The organism is Dermatophilus congolensis (assembly GCF_900447215.1).
Taxonomy (GTDB): domain Bacteria; phylum Actinomycetota; class Actinomycetes; order Actinomycetales; family Dermatophilaceae; genus Dermatophilus; species Dermatophilus congolensis_A.
The window spans coordinates 347,688-364,594 of sequence record NZ_UFYA01000001.1 but is presented as its reverse complement, the minus strand read 5'-3'; the positions used below and the strand labels follow the sequence as shown (position 1 = coordinate 364,594).

The following is a 16,907-nucleotide window of genomic DNA, read 5'->3' as shown; positions in this document are numbered from 1 at the left end:
CCTGTAATTGGCGCCAACGACACGCCCGCTGTCACATATACCCAGGAAATGCCTAGAGCTTCAACACTTTTCAAATAAACAGAGGGGCTGATTATCGGAACCCACGGCTGCGTGTGCCAGCCCACACAGCCACCCACACCCGGTACGTTCCGCATGCCGAAAAAATTTCGCCCCTCGTCGCCTCACGGTTGACACCGGGACCAGACCTGACAAGGAACCCACTGTGCCTGCCGTCCGCAAACTTGCTTGCACTCTGCTTGCCACCACCCTCGTCGTTGCACATGCCAATGCCTCATCAGCCGACGAACACGACATCCCCGGCACCGCCGGGGCCAAAACCGTCACCGGCGCCGCTGAACCGCCACGCCCCGCCTTCTACGAACCTCCGGCCTCCATCACAGGCAAGCCAGGCTCTGTGATCCGTTCCGAAGCCGCCGACACAGTCGCTGACCCACTCAAAGTGCACGACAAAAACTTCACACACCGCCGGGTCATGTACACGACCAAAGACCGCCAAGGACACTCCATCGCCGCCACCGGTCTAGTGATCGTGCCCAAAGCACGCTGGGTTGGCCCGGGCAAAAAACGCCCACTCATCGTGCACGCACCAGGCACCCAAGGCACCGGCGACCGATGCGCTGCCTCCCGCCAATTCCAGAAATTCAGCCAGTACGAAATCCTCTTCATGAAGGACCTTCTCCTACGTGGCTACGCCATCGCTGTCCCTGACTATCAGGGCCTCGGCACACCAGGAACACATACGTACATGGTCCGTGGTGCACAGGCACACGCCGTGCTCGATATGGCTCGTGCTGCCCGCTCCATGGAGCTTCCCGGCATCGACAGCTCCACTCCCATTGGCCTCAACGGATATTCCCAAGGCGGTGGAGCCGTTGCTGCGGCAGCAGAACTTGCTCCTGAATACGCCCCCGAACTGGACATTAAAGGTGTAGCTGCCGGCGCTGTCCCAGCAAACCTGGCTACCGTAGCAGAAAAGATCGACGGTGGACCGTACGCCGCATTTGGCCTGTACTCGGCACTTGGTTTGTTCAGCTCCTACCACCTCGACCCCAAAAAATACGTCAACGATAAAGGGATCGACCTGCTCAAGAAAGCCGAAGACCACTGCACGCTGGAGCTGAAAACATTCAAAAACCTCGACACCGCCAAGTACACCCAGACCGGGAAAAAACTGACATCGTTCTTTGACACCGCCCCGTTGAAAGACGTAATCGAAGACAACCGCATCGGTCGCCGCACCCCGAAAGCACCCGTTTTGATCACACACGCACGCGGTGACGATGTCATCCCTTACGCGGTGGGTAAGCAGCTCGCTAAAGATTGGTGCTCCCGCGGCGGCGATGTGCAATTCCGCACCCACTTGGATGGCATGCACGCTTTGGGGGCATTCCCACACGCCGCAGCCGCCCAATTGTGGTTCGAGGGAAGGTTCGCTGGGAAAGCGAACCAGCGCAGCAACTGCAGCTCTTTGAAGTAGCAGCCAAGCCTTACACCAGCAGGAGGGTGGCCAACTTTGCCCGATTTGGCCACCCTCCTGCTGCACAACTGGCCTTGGCGGGTGAAAAGATTCTCGTATGGCTATCAACCGCGCTGGACAGCTTGCTGACCCCTCAGACCTCATCGACATTGCCGAAATCGTCACTGCTTACTACACCCGCATCCCGGACGCCGCTAACCCTGACCAACAGGTCGTTTTCGGCACTTCAGGCCACCGCGGAAGCAGCGTAAAAACCTCCTTCAACGAACAGCACATCCTGGCCACCACCCAAGCCATCGTCGACTACCGCACCGAACAGGGGTACGACGGCCCTTTGTTCATTGGCCGTGACACCCACGCTCTGTCTGAACCAGCCATGACAAGCGCACTAGAAGTACTCGTCGCCAACAACATCACCGTCATGGTCGATGCCGAAAACGGCTACACCCCCACGCCAGCGATCTCTCACGCCATCCTGCGCACAAACAAAGGAAAAATCGGTGGTGTCACCGACATGCCAGCCCACACCGGGTTGGCTGACGGAATCGTCGTCACGCCCAGCCACAACCCGCCCACTGACGGAGGGTTCAAATACAACCCGCCCCATGGCGGCCCCGCCGACACCGATGACACGACCTGGATCGCTAACCGTGCTAACGCCTACATTGCCAAGGCCCTTGATGGCGTGAAACGAGCACCACACACGCAGGTCACCGCGCACGTCACGCCTTATGACTTCAAAGGCATTTACGTTGCCGATCTCGAAAACGTCATCGACATGGACGCGATCAAAACTTCAGGCATCCGCATCGGTGCTGACCCCCTGGGCGGCGCCGCTGTAGCGTACTGGGCCGCTATCGGTGAGCACTACGGCCTAAACATTGAAGTGGTCAACCCTCTGGTCGATGCCACGTGGCGCTTCATGACCCTGGACTGGGACGAAAAGATCCGCATGGACTGTTCTTCTCCTGCGGCAATGGCTTCTCTCATCGCCATGAAAGACGCCTACGACATCGCTACCGGTAACGATGCCGACGCAGACCGACACGGCATCGTCACCCCCGACGCCGGATTGATGAACCCCAACCACTTCCTCGCCGTAGCAATCCAATATCTCTATTCACACCGTCCCGGGTGGTCAGCCAATGGATTCGTCGGAAAAACGCTTGTCAGCTCGGCGATGATCGACCGGGTTGCAGCCGCGCTGGGCCGCGAACTGGTCGAGGTACCGGTTGGATTCAAATGGTTCGTCCCTGGACTTCTCGATGGATCAGGCCCCTTCGGAGGAGAAGAATCCGCTGGCGCCAGCTTCCTACGATTCGACGGAACTGTCTGGACCACTGACAAAGACGGCATCATCCTGGCCCTGCTTGCCAGCGAAATCCGCGCAAAAACAGGTAAGAGCCCTTCCGAGCACTATGCCGAGCTCGTGGCCACACATGGCGAGCCTGCCTATGCCCGTGTTGATGCTCCCGCGAACCGCGAACAAAAAGCCACACTGAAAAACCTCTCGGCTACCGATGTGACCGCTGAACAACTCGCTGGTGAGCCAATCATTGCCAAACTCACCGAGGCACCCGGCAACGGTGCCCCCATCGGCGGCCTCAAAGTGATGACCGAATCTGCATGGTTCGCTGCCCGTCCTTCTGGCACTGAAGACGTCTACAAAATCTACGCAGAATCCTTCAAAGGCCCTGACCACCTTGCCCAGGTACAAGAAGAAGCAAAGAGCGTCGTCGCAGCAGCTCTAGGCAGCTAACAACATATGTGTTGGGGGGCAGCCTCCCTAGATACTTCAGGAGGCCGCCCCCAACACATATGAACCGATGATGTCGATACTGATCAGACGTGCGAGAACTGGGTCTGTCCTGCAAAACCACCAGTGGGTGCCGCGCCGAAGGCGTTGTGACCAGCTGTACCACGACGTGCCGCGAGAATCCCGAAAACAACCGGGCCCAGCAGCGGAATCAGTTGGATAAGCAACCACCAGCCAGAACGTCCTGTGTCATGCATGCGGCGAGATCCGACCGCTAGCATGGGAACCAGCAGCACCAGGCTCACCACATTCCCCAACGGTCCTAGCGCCGTGAGCTCAGATGCCGTGAACGGGAAAAGCACTGCATCAATCAGGGTCGTGACAAACATTGCCGCGACTCCAAAAGCGAAAAACCACCAGTACTCGCTACGACGAGCACGGCCAGAGAAAACGAAGAACTGCCGCAAGCATGTGACGATGGCCTCACCAGGTGTAAGAGTGTTCATGCAGATCAGCCTGGCCGCTGGGATCGTCGCCGTCCCGTTCTCCCACAGCTGCGCAAGGGTTGTGGACAACACCGCACATCGTGCACATCCTCACCCCAACGGCAGAGACACCACCGAGGCCCCACCAACTACCGACTCACCTGAAACTCTGCTGCTCTTGGCCGGTACAGCCCGAGCGTGCGGCTGCCGCAGTCCCTCAACCACCCCTACTCCCCCACCAACTACCCTTACCGACGCCAATGCAGCCAACACCAAAGCATCGCTGTCCCGGTGCACCACCGCTGCCGCTAAATCACGAACAACATGCCCGCACGAGCGAGCCACACCACCGCTTCCCTGCACCGCTCCACCCTGTGCACATTCCAGCCGCCCCTGACCACGCGCCTGCGCAAACACACCCCGCACCGCACGCGAAACATTTATTCCTGGCTCCACAATCCGACGGGCAATTGTCGCCCCTGCAACAGCTGTTACAGACGCCCCCGCACGACGGCACGACAACACAAAACTCTCATCGACTTCCCGTGCCGTACCGCACTGCGGGTCAAACCAGGGCCCACCTTTAGCCCGAAAAACATCCGCCCGCACAGCCACATTCACTAGCCCCATGCCAATCCCCGAAGGCCAGGTCCACCTGCCCCGCATGTCATCATCAACCACTAGCCGATCCCACCGCGCCGCCCGCGCAGGCAGCTGGCTCACCACTGCCCCGCGCACCACATCACCCGAGCATTCCAACGCCGCATCCATCGCCGACAACCACCCGGCACGCACGTGGCAATCATCACTAAGAAAAATCAGCCACTCCACCGCAGGGAACCGCCGCAACACTGTCCGAACCTGGGCATTCCTCACCCGTGCCGGAGCTGTATGCCGCAACCCCACCACACCACCAGCCACCCCAGCCAAGGCTTGCTTCGTCACTCGAGCCGTCACCACCTCAGCCGACTCATCTGCAACCAACACCGCAAACCGTCCCGGCTGCGCTGAGGCCTGAATCTGCTCCGCCAAGCCACGCAACAACACCGGCAACCGTCCAGAAGAACGCTGCGTAGTTACCGCAACGACCACACGGACAGCACGATTCGGACTTACAGGCATGGGGCACCTCAGCAAAAGAACACGTCCGACCAGCACCGACATGCCAGTCAGCCCCCACCGTCCATGCTAGAAAGCCAGCTCTTCCTCCCCCGCTTCAGACACGCACTGAGATACAAAAAGACGGGCGCGCCAGCCACACTTAGCTGCACGCACCCGCCAAGGGGCAAATGTACTTTTCCCCAATCAGAACAGCGCAGCCATCAACGCACGCCGTGCCTTCAACACCCGCTCATCACGGGAACCAACAACCTCAAACAATTCCAGCAACCGGGCCCGCACCGCATCGCGCTCGTCCTCAACCGTGACCCGAATCAGGTCAATCAACCGCGCGAACGCGTCTTCAACATGACCACCAGCCACATCAATATCCGCAACCGCGAGCGCTGCCTGCACATTCTTGGGGTCTTCGGCGGCTGCTGCCCGCATCGCGGCAGCATCGACTGTGGCTAGGCGTTCAAGCAGGCCTACTTGGGCCATTCCTGCGGTAGCTGCAGAATCTTTGGGGTTTTGCTCCAGTGCCTTAGCGTAGGCGGCACGAGCGGCGGCATAGTCGCCTGCTTGGATTGCGTCGAATGCTTCTTGATGCAACGGCGGGAGCTCTTCGGCCGGGGCTGCGCCAGTGCTTTCTGCTGCTTCAATACGGCCGGTCACTCCGTTTTGAGCCGCAACCGTCAACAATTCGTTCACCATCGGGGCAAGCTGTGGGGCAGGCTGCACGCCAGGGAACAACGGAATCGGCTGCCCAGCGATCACTCCGAAAGTCATCGGGATCTGCTGGGCCTGGAAAGCCTGTGCCACTGCCGGGAACGCGTCAACATCAAAGGCCACCACCCGCAGCCGTCCCTGCACTGTGGAAGCCGCTGCGACGGCTTGCTCCACCGCCTGTTCAGTTTCCGGGCGAGAAGCCGAGTACAAGACGAACAACGCCGCAACATCACGGGTTCCCAGGACAAGCTCCTGGAATGTTGCTTCCGTACCGTTCACACGCAACGCGGCCGCGCCACCTTCAGTGGGTGCCTCAGTAGAAGCCGCAGGCGTCCCCTGCCCCAATGACGACAAATCAACAGCGCCGCGCATAGCGCCGGACGAGAAGGAAGGAGTGCTCATGGACACATTCTCTCCTACAGGTCACCTCTGATGCGACCTTCGCTATCAACTGTGGCGCACCGATATCCCCGAAACACAATGATTGAAAAGTCACACGCAGCTAACTAACGAGACCCGCCGTACAGGAGGCACCTCGTCTTTACAGTGGACCCATGACTGCAACTACATCCGGCCTTTTCACCCATATCGACCACGTGGGCATCGCTGTGCGTGACCTCGACGAAGCAATCCGCTTCTACGAGGACAAGTACGGGATGAGGATGGTTCACCGCGAACAGAACGAAGAGCAAGGCGTCGCCGAAGCAATGATGGCTGTCGGGGACTCCACCTCCTGCATCCAGCTCCTAGCCCCCCTGAATGAAGACTCCACCATCGCCAAGTTCATCGGGAAAAACGGTGTCGGCATCCAACAGATGGCCTACCGCGTCGAAAATATCGACGACGTGTGTGCCACGCTGCGCGAGCGCGGGCTACGCCTGCTCTACGACACTCCCAAAACCGGTACCGCTGGCAGCCGTATCAACTTCATCCACCCCAAAGACGCTGGTGGTGTCCTCGTCGAGCTAGTCGAACCAGCTATCGGCGCGCACTGAAAGCACCCCACAAACACTCTCTGCGGTCGCCCCCCTCTACACGGGGCTGGCCGCAGATGTATACGCACGCCCGGCACCTCGCGGTAGAGCGCGTTGATCTCCTTAGCGCACAGCGCCACCAGGGCGCCGACGGTTGCGGGCCCGCCAGCAACTGGTGTGCCAATGACGCCGATCCTCGATTCCCCCGAAACTGACGAAATCATCAGCAGGCCAAGCCACCACGTGCGGCACGCCCGAAAACCATTGCTGACATCCCGGGCACAAATACGTTCTTCCCGACGCCGCCACGGAACGAACATTCCATAACCCGTCCGGGTGCTGCTCACTCTTGGTAAAACCACCCAACGCCCGCCCCACACCAATCGGACGAACATCATCACGGCGACGGTTGTGGCGAGGCATACAGGTATTCTCGCAGGGGGCCACAAGCTTCTTCCAAGACCTAAAGAGATCATTGGACAGGAACGCCCCCTCCACCGTTTCATCCCTGAGAGGACCCCACCTGTGAGCAGCCAGCCGACCCGACGTGACATTCTCCGCGGATCCGCACTCGGCGCTAGCGTCCTCACTCTCGCTGCCTGTTCCACCCCACAGCAGAGCTCCCCAGCCACCACAACCACCAGTAACACCCCCAGCGCACCAGCGACTACCGGCGCACCCAATTCAGGGCCTGCCCCCGTTACCTTCGGCAAGCTCCACGCGCTAGCCCACGTAGACAACAAGCGTCTGCGGCTGCACACCACCTCCGGGGACATCCTCTTCTGGGGTGGGGCCACTCTCACCGGTCATATTCCCGGCAGCCGAACTGGATACCTCACCGGTACTGCAGCGCACTATCGCCGCTGGTACCAGCAGATGCACAACTTCGGCCTACACTTCATCGTTTTCAACCGCTTGCACCCCGCAGCTGCCTACGCCGAGCTAGCCCGCCACAACACCGAAAACCCACAATCCCCGCTTTATCTCATTCAGGTACTCTCCCGCACCGACAGCGACGAAATCCTCGTCGTCCCCGGCTCTCCTGAACCCCCAGCCACCAGCCGCAACAACGACGCCCGCAACAGCACCAGCAACGCTGACGAAGAACCCCCCAGCCTCGACGAGAACACCACCAGCAAACTCGACGACCACGCACAACACCTCATCCACGCTCTGGCCGGCAAAGACGAAAAATACGACACCGACGTCACCTCGTGGCTAGCAGCAATCTTGCTCGACCTGCACTGGAACGCAGACCAACTCGCCCAAGCAGACCGTTCCATCCCTAAACCCAAACCCTTCGCCGGCACCTACATCACCTCCAGCAAAAACAGCACCACCACCGAACATTGGGCAGCCGAACGCCTCGAACACATCGCCACCCTCCTGGCCAAACTCAACCGCACCATCCCCCTGGCCATCATCGGCCGCCCCGAAAGCGACCCCCTGCGACGTCCCAATATTGCGGTGGCCCCTAACGGCTCGCTCACCGCCACTCCCACCCCTAGCGCCACCCCAACCCCCACTAACTCACCCACCCCCAGCAGCACCGCCACCCATCCGCCAGCTCCCACCGGCACCGACCTGCGCCCAGACCACATCGCAGCCACCAGCGACTGGCCCGGCGGAACCTTTGCCTACTACGACGCCCCGCCCTACCGCCCCGAATTCATCACCGCAAACGAAAACTACGGCTCCGACCCTGACCCCTACCTGGCCTACATCCGCGAACTCCAAAAATCCATCGACGGCCCCCTCGTCCTTGGCGGACTCGGTGTCAGCAGCTGCATCGGATCTGGATTCCCCGGATCAGCAGGCCGAAGCCAGGGCTACCACAACGAAAAACACAAATTCGAAATCGACAGTTCTCTCGTCGAACAGCTCGCCTCTGGCGCGCTCAGCGGCGCAATCATGAGTAACTGGCACGACGACTGGTCAGCAGCAACCTGGAACACCGCCAACCGTGCTGCCTTCATCGACCGCACCGAACGTCCCATCATCGACCACGACCCCCTCACCGCAGACCAATGGCTGGGCATCGTCGCTCTGGATCCTCGCCGCGCAGGTGAACGCGTCGTTCACAAAGCCCCCAAAGCCGGCCTGCAACGCGTCCTAGTCGACCACGACGCCTCCTGGCTCTACTTCACCCTCGAATTCGCAGGACGCATCACCTCACCGGTCGAAATCGGATTCGACCTACTCTCCAACGGTGGACTACGCCTACCCGGCGGAAGCGGAGAACCCATCCACGACGTAGCCATCCGCACCGTCCCCACCATGAGCACCACCTACCTGCTTATCCGCCAAGTCCTCGACCCACTCCAGATCGATGGACTCCCCCTACTGGCCATTCCCAACAGCGCCCACATCGGCTGGAACATGCAGCGCATCCTGCGATCCACCGCATCACTGGCCGCGCTGGACAAAAACAACGACAACGACAACGAAACCGACCAACAACGCCGCGAGCGCCTCGCCAAGCTACGTTTCCTCGACGCCGGCGACCTCATCCTCGGCTCCTGGAACCCAAAGGACTCCGACTTCGATAGCCGCGCCACCTGGCACATGGCCCGCCCCTCCTCCGACGGCCCGGCCATCCTGCGCTACCGCCTGCCCTGGGGCCTACTCGACATGCTCGACGCACCACGACGCCTAGCATTCAACCCCACCAACCGGGACGAAAACCAAGTGCCCGTCAAAGCCATGACCATCACCATCGAATCGAGCACCCCAGGCAGTCCCGTTTCTTTCCCGCTGCCCATCCCCTCGTGGTCCGCTGCTCGCTACACCGAACGCGTCAAAAAGGGAGCAAAACTGCTCAGCGAAGTGTTCACCAACGCAGCCACCCCCGTCGAACGCCTCACCAGCCCGACATCCACCCCCACTCCCACCTCAAAGCGGTAGCCTGCCCGAGTGCGCCTCGTCATCGCGAACTGTGCCGTCGACTATGTCGGCCGCCTCAACGCCCACCTTGCCCTCGCGCCACGACTTCTCATGGTCAAGGCCGATGGCTCCGTCCTCGTCCACAGTGACGGCGGCTCCTATAAACCCCTCAACTGGATGTCACCTCCCTGCACACTGACCGAAAAAGACCCTGAACAGGTCGAACGCGAAGCAGGAATCACCCGGATTTGGGTGGTGAATCACAACAAGACCGACGACTACCTCCGCATCAAAATCGCCGAGATCCTTTCCGACACCTCTATCGAACTAGGTGTCGACCCTGGCCTGGTTAAAGATGGAGTGGAAGCCCACCTACAAGAACTCCTCGCTGCCAATATTCACTTCCTCGGCGAGGGACACACCCTTGTTCGTCGCGAATTCCCTACCGCCATCGGCCCGGTCGATATCATGGCTCGCGATGCCAACGGACAATCCGTCGCCGTAGAAATCAAACGACGCGGCGAAATTGACGGTGTGGAACAACTCACCCGCTACCTGGAACTGCTCAACCGAGATCCACTCCTGACCTCGGCTGGACCTGTACTGGGTGTCTTCGCTGCACAAGAAATCAAGCCTCAGGCACGCACACTGGCCACTGACCGCGGAATCCGCTGTCTCATCCTGGATTACGACCAGCTGCGCGGCATCGACGACTCTTCTTTCCGACTTTTCTAGCCCCAGAAAGGCCCTGCCATGACAGGCGTCGCGATCGCTGCCCCTTCACCAGCGGCGGTCGAAGCCGCCACAGCCGTATCCGCAGATGGCGGCAATGCTGTCGATGCAGCAATCGCCGCCGTCTGCGTGGCTACCGTCACCGAATTCGGGATCACCGGCCCCATGGGCGGCGGATTCATCAACGTATGGCAGCCCGGCCACGAACCTGTCGTAATTGATGCCAACGCCGAAATGCCCGGTCGAGGTATTACTGCTGACCGCCTCGGCCGCGGCCTGCGGCGCTTCGACTTTGACTATTTCGGACCTGTCACCCTCTACGGCGGACACGCAAGCGTAGGAACACCAGGGCTGTTCGCTGGTCTGGGCCATGCGCATCGCAGGTGGGCGCGGTTACCGTGGCACGCCCTGATCAACAACGCCGCCGTCGTCGCCCGAGATGGCTTCCCTCTTGGAGCTTCCGCAGCGTTCTGGCTCGACCGCGCGGCGGATCATCTTTTTGGTTGGAACGCTGAATGCGTTGATTACATTCGTCAAGCACCCGACCGCAGCCGACCAGTCGCTGGGCAAATCATGCGCTCAAGTAACCTGGCGCGTAGCTTCGAAACCATCGCCCGCGATGGCGTATCTACTCTCTATACCGGCGAGATCGCCCACGTCATCACCGAGGACATGGCAGCCAACGAAGGCCTCATCAGTTGGGAAGACCTCGCGGCCTACCGCGTGATTGAACGTCCTGCCCTACGCGCCCGGATAGGCGAATACGACGTCGCTACTAACCCTCCCCCATCGATTGGTGGACCGGTCTTAGCCGCGTGTCTACGCACGTTAGAGCACCGCCGCACCGGCGATCGGATCAGCGCAGCAGACATCATCGAAACCTTGCGCCTGGTTTTGGGGTACCGGTGGTCTGTCATCGACCTCGCCGAAGACCTCACTGAGGCCGGATCAGAACTTATTCGGCTCCTCGATGAGGCTGGTCCCCAGCGGCTTTCTCTGTTGTCATCATCACCAGATACGGTGCATGTTTCGGTCGTCGATGCCGATGGCATGGCGTGTTCCATCACCACATCGTGCGGTTACTGCTCGGGATACATCGCGCCAGGCACCGGGCTCATGTTCAACAATGCTCTGGGAGAAGCTGAGCTGAACCGACGTGGATTTCACAGCATGCCTCCGGGGACCCGGATCGCCTCGAACATGGCCCCTACCACGGCCCACACCGATGCTGGAGCTGTTCTTGCTGTGGGTTCTCCAGGAGCGGACCGGATTACGACAGCGCTGTTCCAGGTAATTGCTGCTCTGGCTTTCGATAAGGCTTCTTTGCAGGAGGCTATCGTGCATCCGCGTATCCATCTCGCGGCAGAGGCAGAAGGTGTCGTGCTTCGACTGGAGGCGCACCCTGCAGCTGAGAAAGCAGCCCAGGCATCAGGGCTGCCGGTAATCCTTTCTGAAGGATTAACCATGTACTTCGGTGGTGTGGGGGCCGCTGCCCGTGACTGTGACGGGATTCTTCACGCTGTTGGGGATCCGCGCAGGCAAGCAGCCACTGCCGTTCACCTGTGAGGGGTAACGGTCTGGGTGCGGAAGTGCAAGACTCCTGCCATGGTCAATATCACGCGTGTTTACACCCGTACCGGCGACGACGGCACCACCGCATTGGGCGATTTTTCTCGTGTTTCTAAAACGGATGTGCGCTTGGCTGCCTATGCCGATGTCAATGAGGCGAATGCAGCGATCGGGATGGCTATCGCTGCCGGTGAGCTTGATGAAGATGTTCGTGAGGTGTTGCTGCGGGTACAGAATGATCTCTTCGATGTAGGGGCAGACTTGTGTAATCCTCTGGCCTCGGCGTACGAGTTCGAACCGTTGCGGGTAAAAAGTGAATGGATCACTGAGCTTGAAGCGGACTGCGACCGGTTTTTGACCAGAACAGAGAAGCTTCGTTCGTTTATTTTGCCGGGCGGGTCAGTGGGAGCGGCCTATCTGCATGTGGCAACAACAGTAACCAGACGTGCAGAGCGGTCAGTGTGGGCTGCGATTGAATCGTATGGAACCCAAGCGTCTTCGACCGATCGGCATGCGGAAGATCATGTGCCTGGTGGCGTCAACATCTTGACAGCGCACTATCTGAATCGACTGTCCGATTTGCTGTTCGTACTAGCCCGGGTTGCCAACGTCGATCACGGTGGCGATGTGTTGTGGAAGCCTGGTGGCGGCCGGGATCAAGCTCCAAGCCACTGATGGAGAGACCGTCAGTATTCTGCGCGCCGGTCCAGGGGTGGGGAGGATTCTGCCCAGGAGCGTAGTGCTTTATAGGACTCTGCGGGGATGACTACCTCAAAGGTGGTGTCATCCCCATCGATGGGCATTCCGGCGCAGCGGACGAGCCGAAGATCGGGTTGACTGGATAGAAGCCAAGGGGGCGCTGCTGGGGCCACCTCGACTTCAGTGAGTTCGACTGTCGGGCGAAGCCATCGGTGGGCAGGAGTGGTGGTGAACCCGACAAGGGGGTACCAGTCGAGGGTGCGTGCGGACAACGCGAGAAGCCCGGATTGCCATCGGTCGGTGCTGGCGAACCGGATAGCTCCGATGTTGATACCTGAGTGGCGAGAGATGAGGTGACGACGGATCAGGAGCGCGATCAGAAAGAGGAAAGGGAGGAAGAAGACCGCGAGGATCAGGAGCTCGATCAAGCTCAGACCCATGTCGTGCACCTTTCCCGGCAGGATGGGTCTGGGACGATCAACGACGCGTTGTGATGGTTGCGGTGTCTACAGCGATGGTGACGATGTTGTCATCGACGGTGACGAATCCGCCGTCGCAGTCAGCGGTGAAGGAAGTTTTGTCAGTTCCGGTGATATGGACTTCGCCATGGCCAAGTGAAGCCAGGACTGGGGCGTGGCTGGGAAGGATTCCCATGGGGCCTTCGTCGGCGGGGACAGTGACCTTTGTGGCTTCGCCGTCCCAAACCTTGCCGTCGGCAGCGACGAGGGTGACGTTGAGTGCAGACACGGAGGACCTCCTGGGTGGGGCGGCGGTGGGGCGTCGGTACGGTGGCTGCTTTCCCCGGCGCGGTGGGCCGTGTCGGGGTGGGCGTGAGTTGTGGGAAGTCTACGTCAGTGAATTGCCCACTGGGGCGGTTTCCCCCGGGGGCGGGTGGGGTGTGGCGTGGGTGGCGGTGCGGTAGCGGCGTGGCTGGTCGTGTCGTGGGGTGGGGGTGTGCTCGGATGGGAGAGAGTCGGTCTCGTGTTGTGCTGCCTGTGGTGGTGCGCTGGGTGGGCGAGAGGGTTGTCGGCGTTATCTGAGGAGTTGCGTTGTCTTCGTGTCCGTTGATTTCGATCGTGGTGCCGTTGTTTAACTCGGAAAGGACGATCGGGGGGACGTTGTCGAGTGCGTTGACGCAGACGTATCCGCGGGTGGAGGTGATTGTTGTCGATGACGGGTCAACTGATGATGGGGCTCGAATTGTTGAGGGCTTTGGGCCGGCGGTGCGGTTGGTGCGCACGGAAAATCGTGGGGTGTCGGCGGCGCGTAATCGGGGTATTGCGCAGGCCCAAGGTGAGTTTGTGGCGTTGTTGGATGCTGATGATTATGCGTTTCCGGGGTATGTGCAGGGGATGTATGACGCGTGGGTGGCTGCTGGTGGTGGGCGTCGGTTTGTGACGTCGGAGGCGTTTGTGTTGAGTAATGAGGGGGTTTTTCCGGGCAGGAAGGTGCTTCCGGTAGGGCCGGTTGCGCCTGATGAGCAGCGTTTTTCTTTGTTGCAGCGGAATTTTGTGTCGATTTTTACGTTGTTTCCTCGGGGTTTGGTGGATGAGGTTGGGGGGTTTACGGAGGGGTTGGCGTATTGCGAGGACTATGAGTTGTGGTTGCGTGCGGTGTTGGCTGGGTGGGAGGTGGTGTTTTGTGTAGAGCCGCAGGCGATGTATCGGCGTACGGAGGTCTCGGCTTCGCGGGCTGAGGGGCGGATGCATGAGGCGTTGCGGGATATTCATCGGGGGGTGTTGGAGCGTGAGGGTGGGCGTTTGTCGGTGCGGGAGCAGCGTTTGTTGGAGTTGTCAGTGGCGTGGGGTGTGGCGGGTGTGCATGTGCGTGCTGGTGAGGTTGCGTTGGCGCAGGGTCGGGGGCGGCAGGCGCGTGCGGCGTTTGTGCGTGCGGCTCAGTTGATGCCTTCGGATCGCAGGGTGCGGTTGAAGGCGGAGTTATTGCGGTGGGGGCCGTTGCGTGGGGTTTTGGCCAGGATGCAGCGTCGTCGTCAGGTTGAGGTGGGGGATGCTGATCCGCGGTTGTGAGGCTGCGTGTTCGGTTGAGGTTGTCGCGTGCAGCTTTTCTTTCATGGGTGTTTTTCATGAAGGGGTGCATTTTTGGCTTGCGCAGCGACCTGTTTTTAATACCGCCGTATTGGCGTCTTTGGCCGTTAGGATCGGCTGCAATCACATGCCTTGAGGCACACGTGAATTCGCTGCGGTGATGTGGTCAGTTCGTGTGCGTAGGTACGGCCGGCGAGCATCTCTGGGAAGGATTCATGGCACAGCAACTCGATTCGGACGGCACAGGCTCTCCACTGGCGACAGCTGTGCGGCATTGGAAACTGCTGGTAGCTGCGACACTGGTTGGTGGGGTGGCTGGTGGAGCGGTAGGGGCGGTGATGCCTGGGGAATACACGGCGGAAACTCGTTTAGCTGTTGCTGCAGGCAGCGATAACGCTTATGCGATTGCTGGTTTTCCGGTGGCGGCTCGGGATTTAGCAAGTAACTATGCACGGTTTGTCACCAATGGCGCCTCGGATGGTTCATGGTCTCAGCCCGGCGTGTCGAAAATTACTGCCACTCCTATCCCTGAATCAGGGGTGATCCGGGTGAGCGCGACATCGCGCGATGAGAAGGCTGCGATGCAGGGCGCGGAGGCAGTGGCGAAAAAATTGTTGTCGACGGTAGATGCAGCGATGTCGACACAGAAGCCGCAGGCAGCACTGCAGGAGTATCGAAAGTTGGCTCCGCAGGTGTCGAAAGCATGGGCGCAGGTGTCGGTGGCTGAGAGCACGTTCGGTAAGAAACCCAATGCAGAGAATGCGCAGGCGTTGGCGCAGGCTCGGGCTGTGCTGGCTGAGGCACAGTTGATCCAGAACGCGCAGGGCGATAAGTACCGGCAGCGGGTGGCTGAGCCATCTCCGGTATCGCAGTTGCAGGTGATTGCGGCGCCGTCTTCATTGGGGACTAACAGCAGTTCGAAGGTCGCTTTCGGTGCGGCTGCGGGGGCTGGTGTGGGGCTGATCGTGGCGTTTGGGGTGGTGGCAGTGCGTGATTTGCGTGGTGTTCGCAGTCGTCGTAGTGGGCGCCATGAGGGGGATGGCTTAGGTAGCACTGGTGAGGGTGATGTGCAGGTGGACGGACGCTGATGGCTATAGCTGCCGTGCAGGCCGATGGTTCGGAGCATGTTTACGCTACGAGGGCGCAGGCGCGGTCATTGCGCTGGCGCAGTATTCCTGTGGCGGTCTGGCTGTTATTTGCGGGGTTGGCTGCGAATGTGTTTTCTGGCCACGCCGATGACATGGGGTTGCCGATTGGTCTGGATCGTGTGCTGTTGCCGGCAGCGTTTGTTGCGGCGTTGATGGACCGTCGGGCTCGGTGGTGGCGGTTGCGGTCGGCGCATATAGCGATGGTGGCGTTCGCAGCGGTCGCGACAGGGTCGTATCTGTCGATGCCGTGGACTGTGAGTTTGCAGTCGTTTTTTACACTGTTAGACCGGGTTTATATTCCGTTTTTGCTGTTCGCGTTTGCGCCGTATTTTTTGGGGACGGCGGCGCGGCGGGCGTTGTTTTTACGGATGTTGACGTTATTGGGCGTGTATTTGACAGCGACGACGATCGCTGAGGCGTTGGGCGCGAATTTTTTGCTTTTTCCTCGTTATATCGCGACGCATCGGGAACAGCTAGCGTCCATGGCGGCGATGTCTGAGGATGCTACGCGGGCCGGTGGGCCTTTCTTGTTTGGTGAGCCCAACGGGATGACATTAGCGATCTGTGCTTTTGCTGCCACTGTCGCAGCCCGGCATGAGCATGGCCGGTGGCGCGTAGTGGCGGTGGTGACTGCGCCGTGTGCTGTGGCTGCGCTCATCGCGGCGATGACGCGATCGGTGTGGCTTGGGACGGCGTTGGCGGTGGTGTGTGTAGCGGTGACGCGGTGGCGGTGGTTTTTATGGCTGCCGGTAGCGGCTGTTGCTGGGGTGGGGTCGTTGCTGGTGGGGGCCTGGTTGTTTCCACAGTTGGCTGCGGATGCCTCGCAGCGCGCTGGGATGTCGAGTTCATTGTGGGATCGGGTGACCACCAATGATGCGGCGATGCAGATCATCGCGGCGGAACCGTTGACGGGGGTGGGGTGGCAGCAGTTCATTCAAGTGGTGCCGGATTGGGCTCGTCAAGCGGATGTGATTCCGTTGGCAAATACGCATATCGAGGTGCATAACGTGGTGTTGTCTCGGGGCGCGGAGTTGGGTGTGCCCGGTTTGGTGTTGTTTGTACTGGCGTTGCTGTTGGGGCCTGTGGCGGCTTTGTTTCGGCGGGTGCGTGTTGATTTGGTTCCGTGGCAGTTGTTTTCGCTGTCGGTGTTTGTGGTGTGGTTTACCGTGTCGATGACCAGCCCTAACCCATATCCGTTGCCGACGTTCCTTATGTGGTTTGTGGCGGGGTTCGCGCTCGCTCTCCCGCAAGAGTCAGCTTCAGCAAAGGCGGTGGTGGCGTGAAATTAACG

At 60.1% G+C, this 16,907-nt stretch carries 16 protein-coding genes; 10 read left to right on the top strand and 6 right to left on the bottom strand.

The genetic code is table 11. The features are described 5' to 3' along the window. Window positions 1-223: 223 nt before the first annotated feature. Both DXZ77_RS01530 and pgm read left to right on the top strand, forming a co-directional pair. On the top strand, window positions 224-1,498 hold the full coding sequence (locus tag DXZ77_RS01530) for a lipase family protein (protein WP_115029428.1): 1,275 nt from the start codon (window positions 224-226) through the stop codon (window positions 1,496-1,498). 97 nt (window positions 1,499-1,595) lie between these two features. Then, a complete protein-coding gene (pgm, locus tag DXZ77_RS01525; RefSeq protein ID WP_115029426.1) occupies window positions 1,596-3,257 on the top strand; it encodes a phosphoglucomutase (alpha-D-glucose-1,6-bisphosphate-dependent) in 1,662 nt (553 codons plus the stop codon). A gap of 83 nt (window positions 3,258-3,340) precedes the next feature. Here the strand turns inward: pgm and DXZ77_RS01520 are convergent, their stop codons facing one another. The 3 genes from DXZ77_RS01520 to DXZ77_RS01510 form a co-directional block, all read right to left on the bottom strand. Beyond that, entirely contained in the window at window positions 3,341-3,760 is a 420-nt protein-coding gene (locus DXZ77_RS01520; protein WP_147279150.1) for a DUF805 domain-containing protein, read from the bottom strand. Between the two features lie 90 nt (window positions 3,761-3,850). Beyond that, window positions 3,851-4,861, bottom strand: coding sequence for a hypothetical protein (locus DXZ77_RS11635; RefSeq protein ID WP_147279149.1), 1,011 nt, complete (start codon window positions 4,859-4,861; stop codon window positions 3,851-3,853). Window positions 4,862-5,044: 183 nt separating this feature from the next. Next, on the bottom strand, window positions 5,045-5,968 hold the full coding sequence (locus tag DXZ77_RS01510; RefSeq protein WP_115029417.1) for a co-chaperone YbbN: 924 nt from the start codon (window positions 5,966-5,968) through the stop codon (window positions 5,045-5,047). A 152-nt stretch (window positions 5,969-6,120) separates the two neighbouring features. Between DXZ77_RS01510 and mce the strand changes: the two genes are divergently transcribed. Beyond that, window positions 6,121-6,561, top strand: a complete 441-nt coding sequence (gene mce, locus DXZ77_RS01505; RefSeq protein WP_115029415.1) for a methylmalonyl-CoA epimerase — start codon at window positions 6,121-6,123, stop codon at window positions 6,559-6,561. A 102-nt stretch (window positions 6,562-6,663) separates the two neighbouring features. Here the strand turns inward: mce and DXZ77_RS12775 are convergent, their stop codons facing one another. Further along, the gene (locus DXZ77_RS12775; protein WP_084441018.1) at window positions 6,664-6,963 is read right to left on the bottom strand and encodes an Rv1322 family protein; all 300 of its coding nucleotides are present in this window, start codon (window positions 6,961-6,963) and stop codon (window positions 6,664-6,666) included. Between the two features lie 102 nt (window positions 6,964-7,065). On the opposite strand from DXZ77_RS12775, the gene DXZ77_RS01495 reads away from it, so the two are divergent. The 4 genes from DXZ77_RS01495 to DXZ77_RS01480 are packed head-to-tail and all read left to right on the top strand — an operon-like array spanning window position 7,066 to window position 12,399. After that, window positions 7,066-9,444: a hypothetical protein gene (locus tag DXZ77_RS01495; RefSeq protein WP_115029413.1), complete on the top strand. Its 2,379-nt coding sequence runs from the start codon at window positions 7,066-7,068 to the stop codon at window positions 9,442-9,444. Window positions 9,445-9,453: 9 nt separating this feature from the next. After that, window positions 9,454-10,158: an endonuclease NucS gene (gene nucS, locus DXZ77_RS01490; RefSeq protein ID WP_115029411.1), complete on the top strand. Its 705-nt coding sequence runs from the start codon at window positions 9,454-9,456 to the stop codon at window positions 10,156-10,158. A gap of 18 nt (window positions 10,159-10,176) precedes the next feature. After that, entirely contained in the window at window positions 10,177-11,721 is a 1,545-nt protein-coding gene (locus tag DXZ77_RS01485) for a gamma-glutamyltransferase (protein WP_115029409.1), read from the top strand. Between the two features lie 39 nt (window positions 11,722-11,760). After that, entirely contained in the window at window positions 11,761-12,399 is a 639-nt protein-coding gene (locus DXZ77_RS01480) for a cob(I)yrinic acid a,c-diamide adenosyltransferase (protein ID WP_115029407.1), read from the top strand. Window positions 12,400-12,410: 11 nt separating this feature from the next. Here DXZ77_RS01480 and DXZ77_RS01475 read toward each other — a convergent pair whose 3' ends face one another. Next, entirely contained in the window at window positions 12,411-12,863 is a 453-nt protein-coding gene (locus tag DXZ77_RS01475) for a DUF2550 family protein (protein WP_115029405.1), read from the bottom strand. A gap of 37 nt (window positions 12,864-12,900) precedes the next feature. After that, window positions 12,901-13,170, bottom strand: coding sequence for a F0F1 ATP synthase subunit epsilon (locus tag DXZ77_RS01470; protein WP_028327085.1), 270 nt, complete (start codon window positions 13,168-13,170; stop codon window positions 12,901-12,903). 302 nt (window positions 13,171-13,472) lie between these two features. Here DXZ77_RS01470 and DXZ77_RS01465 point away from each other — a divergent pair, with 302 nt between their 5' ends. The 3 genes from DXZ77_RS01465 (at window position 13,473) to DXZ77_RS01455 (ending at window position 16,899) form a co-directional block, all read left to right on the top strand. Continuing rightward, window positions 13,473-14,450, top strand: a complete 978-nt coding sequence (locus tag DXZ77_RS01465; protein ID WP_115029403.1) for a glycosyltransferase family 2 protein — start codon at window positions 13,473-13,475, stop codon at window positions 14,448-14,450. A gap of 233 nt (window positions 14,451-14,683) precedes the next feature. Continuing rightward, window positions 14,684-15,556: a YveK family protein gene (locus DXZ77_RS11630; RefSeq protein ID WP_147279148.1), complete on the top strand. Its 873-nt coding sequence runs from the start codon at window positions 14,684-14,686 to the stop codon at window positions 15,554-15,556. Then, window positions 15,556-16,899, top strand: coding sequence for an O-antigen ligase family protein (locus tag DXZ77_RS01455; protein ID WP_115029399.1), 1,344 nt, complete (start codon window positions 15,556-15,558; stop codon window positions 16,897-16,899). The genes DXZ77_RS11630 and DXZ77_RS01455 overlap by 1 nt, the downstream gene beginning before the upstream one ends. Window positions 16,900-16,907: the final 8 nt, after the last annotated feature.

Excerpts from the sequence above, each read along its gene's own strand:
- DXZ77_RS11630 (WP_147279148.1), top strand. The coding sequence starts at position 14,684 with ATGGCACAGCAACTCGATTCGGACGGCACAGGCTCTCCACTGGCGACA.
- mce (WP_115029415.1), top strand. The coding sequence starts at position 6,121 with ATGACTGCAACTACATCCGGCCTTTTCACCCATATCGACCACGTGGGC.
- DXZ77_RS01485 (WP_115029409.1), top strand. The coding sequence starts at position 10,177 with ATGACAGGCGTCGCGATCGCTGCCCCTTCACCAGCGGCGGTCGAAGCC.
- DXZ77_RS01455 (WP_115029399.1), top strand. The coding sequence starts at position 15,556 with ATGGCTATAGCTGCCGTGCAGGCCGATGGTTCGGAGCATGTTTACGCT.
- DXZ77_RS11635 (WP_147279149.1), bottom strand. The coding sequence starts at position 4,861 with ATGCCTGTAAGTCCGAATCGTGCTGTCCGTGTGGTCGTTGCGGTAACT.
- DXZ77_RS12775 (WP_084441018.1), bottom strand. The coding sequence starts at position 6,963 with ATGCCTCGCCACAACCGTCGCCGTGATGATGTTCGTCCGATTGGTGTG.
- DXZ77_RS01510 (WP_115029417.1), bottom strand. The coding sequence starts at position 5,968 with ATGAGCACTCCTTCCTTCTCGTCCGGCGCTATGCGCGGCGCTGTTGAT.
- DXZ77_RS01480 (WP_115029407.1), top strand. The coding sequence starts at position 11,761 with ATGGTCAATATCACGCGTGTTTACACCCGTACCGGCGACGACGGCACC.
- DXZ77_RS01520 (WP_147279150.1), bottom strand. The coding sequence starts at position 3,760 with ATGAACACTCTTACACCTGGTGAGGCCATCGTCACATGCTTGCGGCAG.
- DXZ77_RS01475 (WP_115029405.1), bottom strand. The coding sequence starts at position 12,863 with ATGGGTCTGAGCTTGATCGAGCTCCTGATCCTCGCGGTCTTCTTCCTC.
- pgm (WP_115029426.1), top strand. The coding sequence starts at position 1,596 with ATGGCTATCAACCGCGCTGGACAGCTTGCTGACCCCTCAGACCTCATC.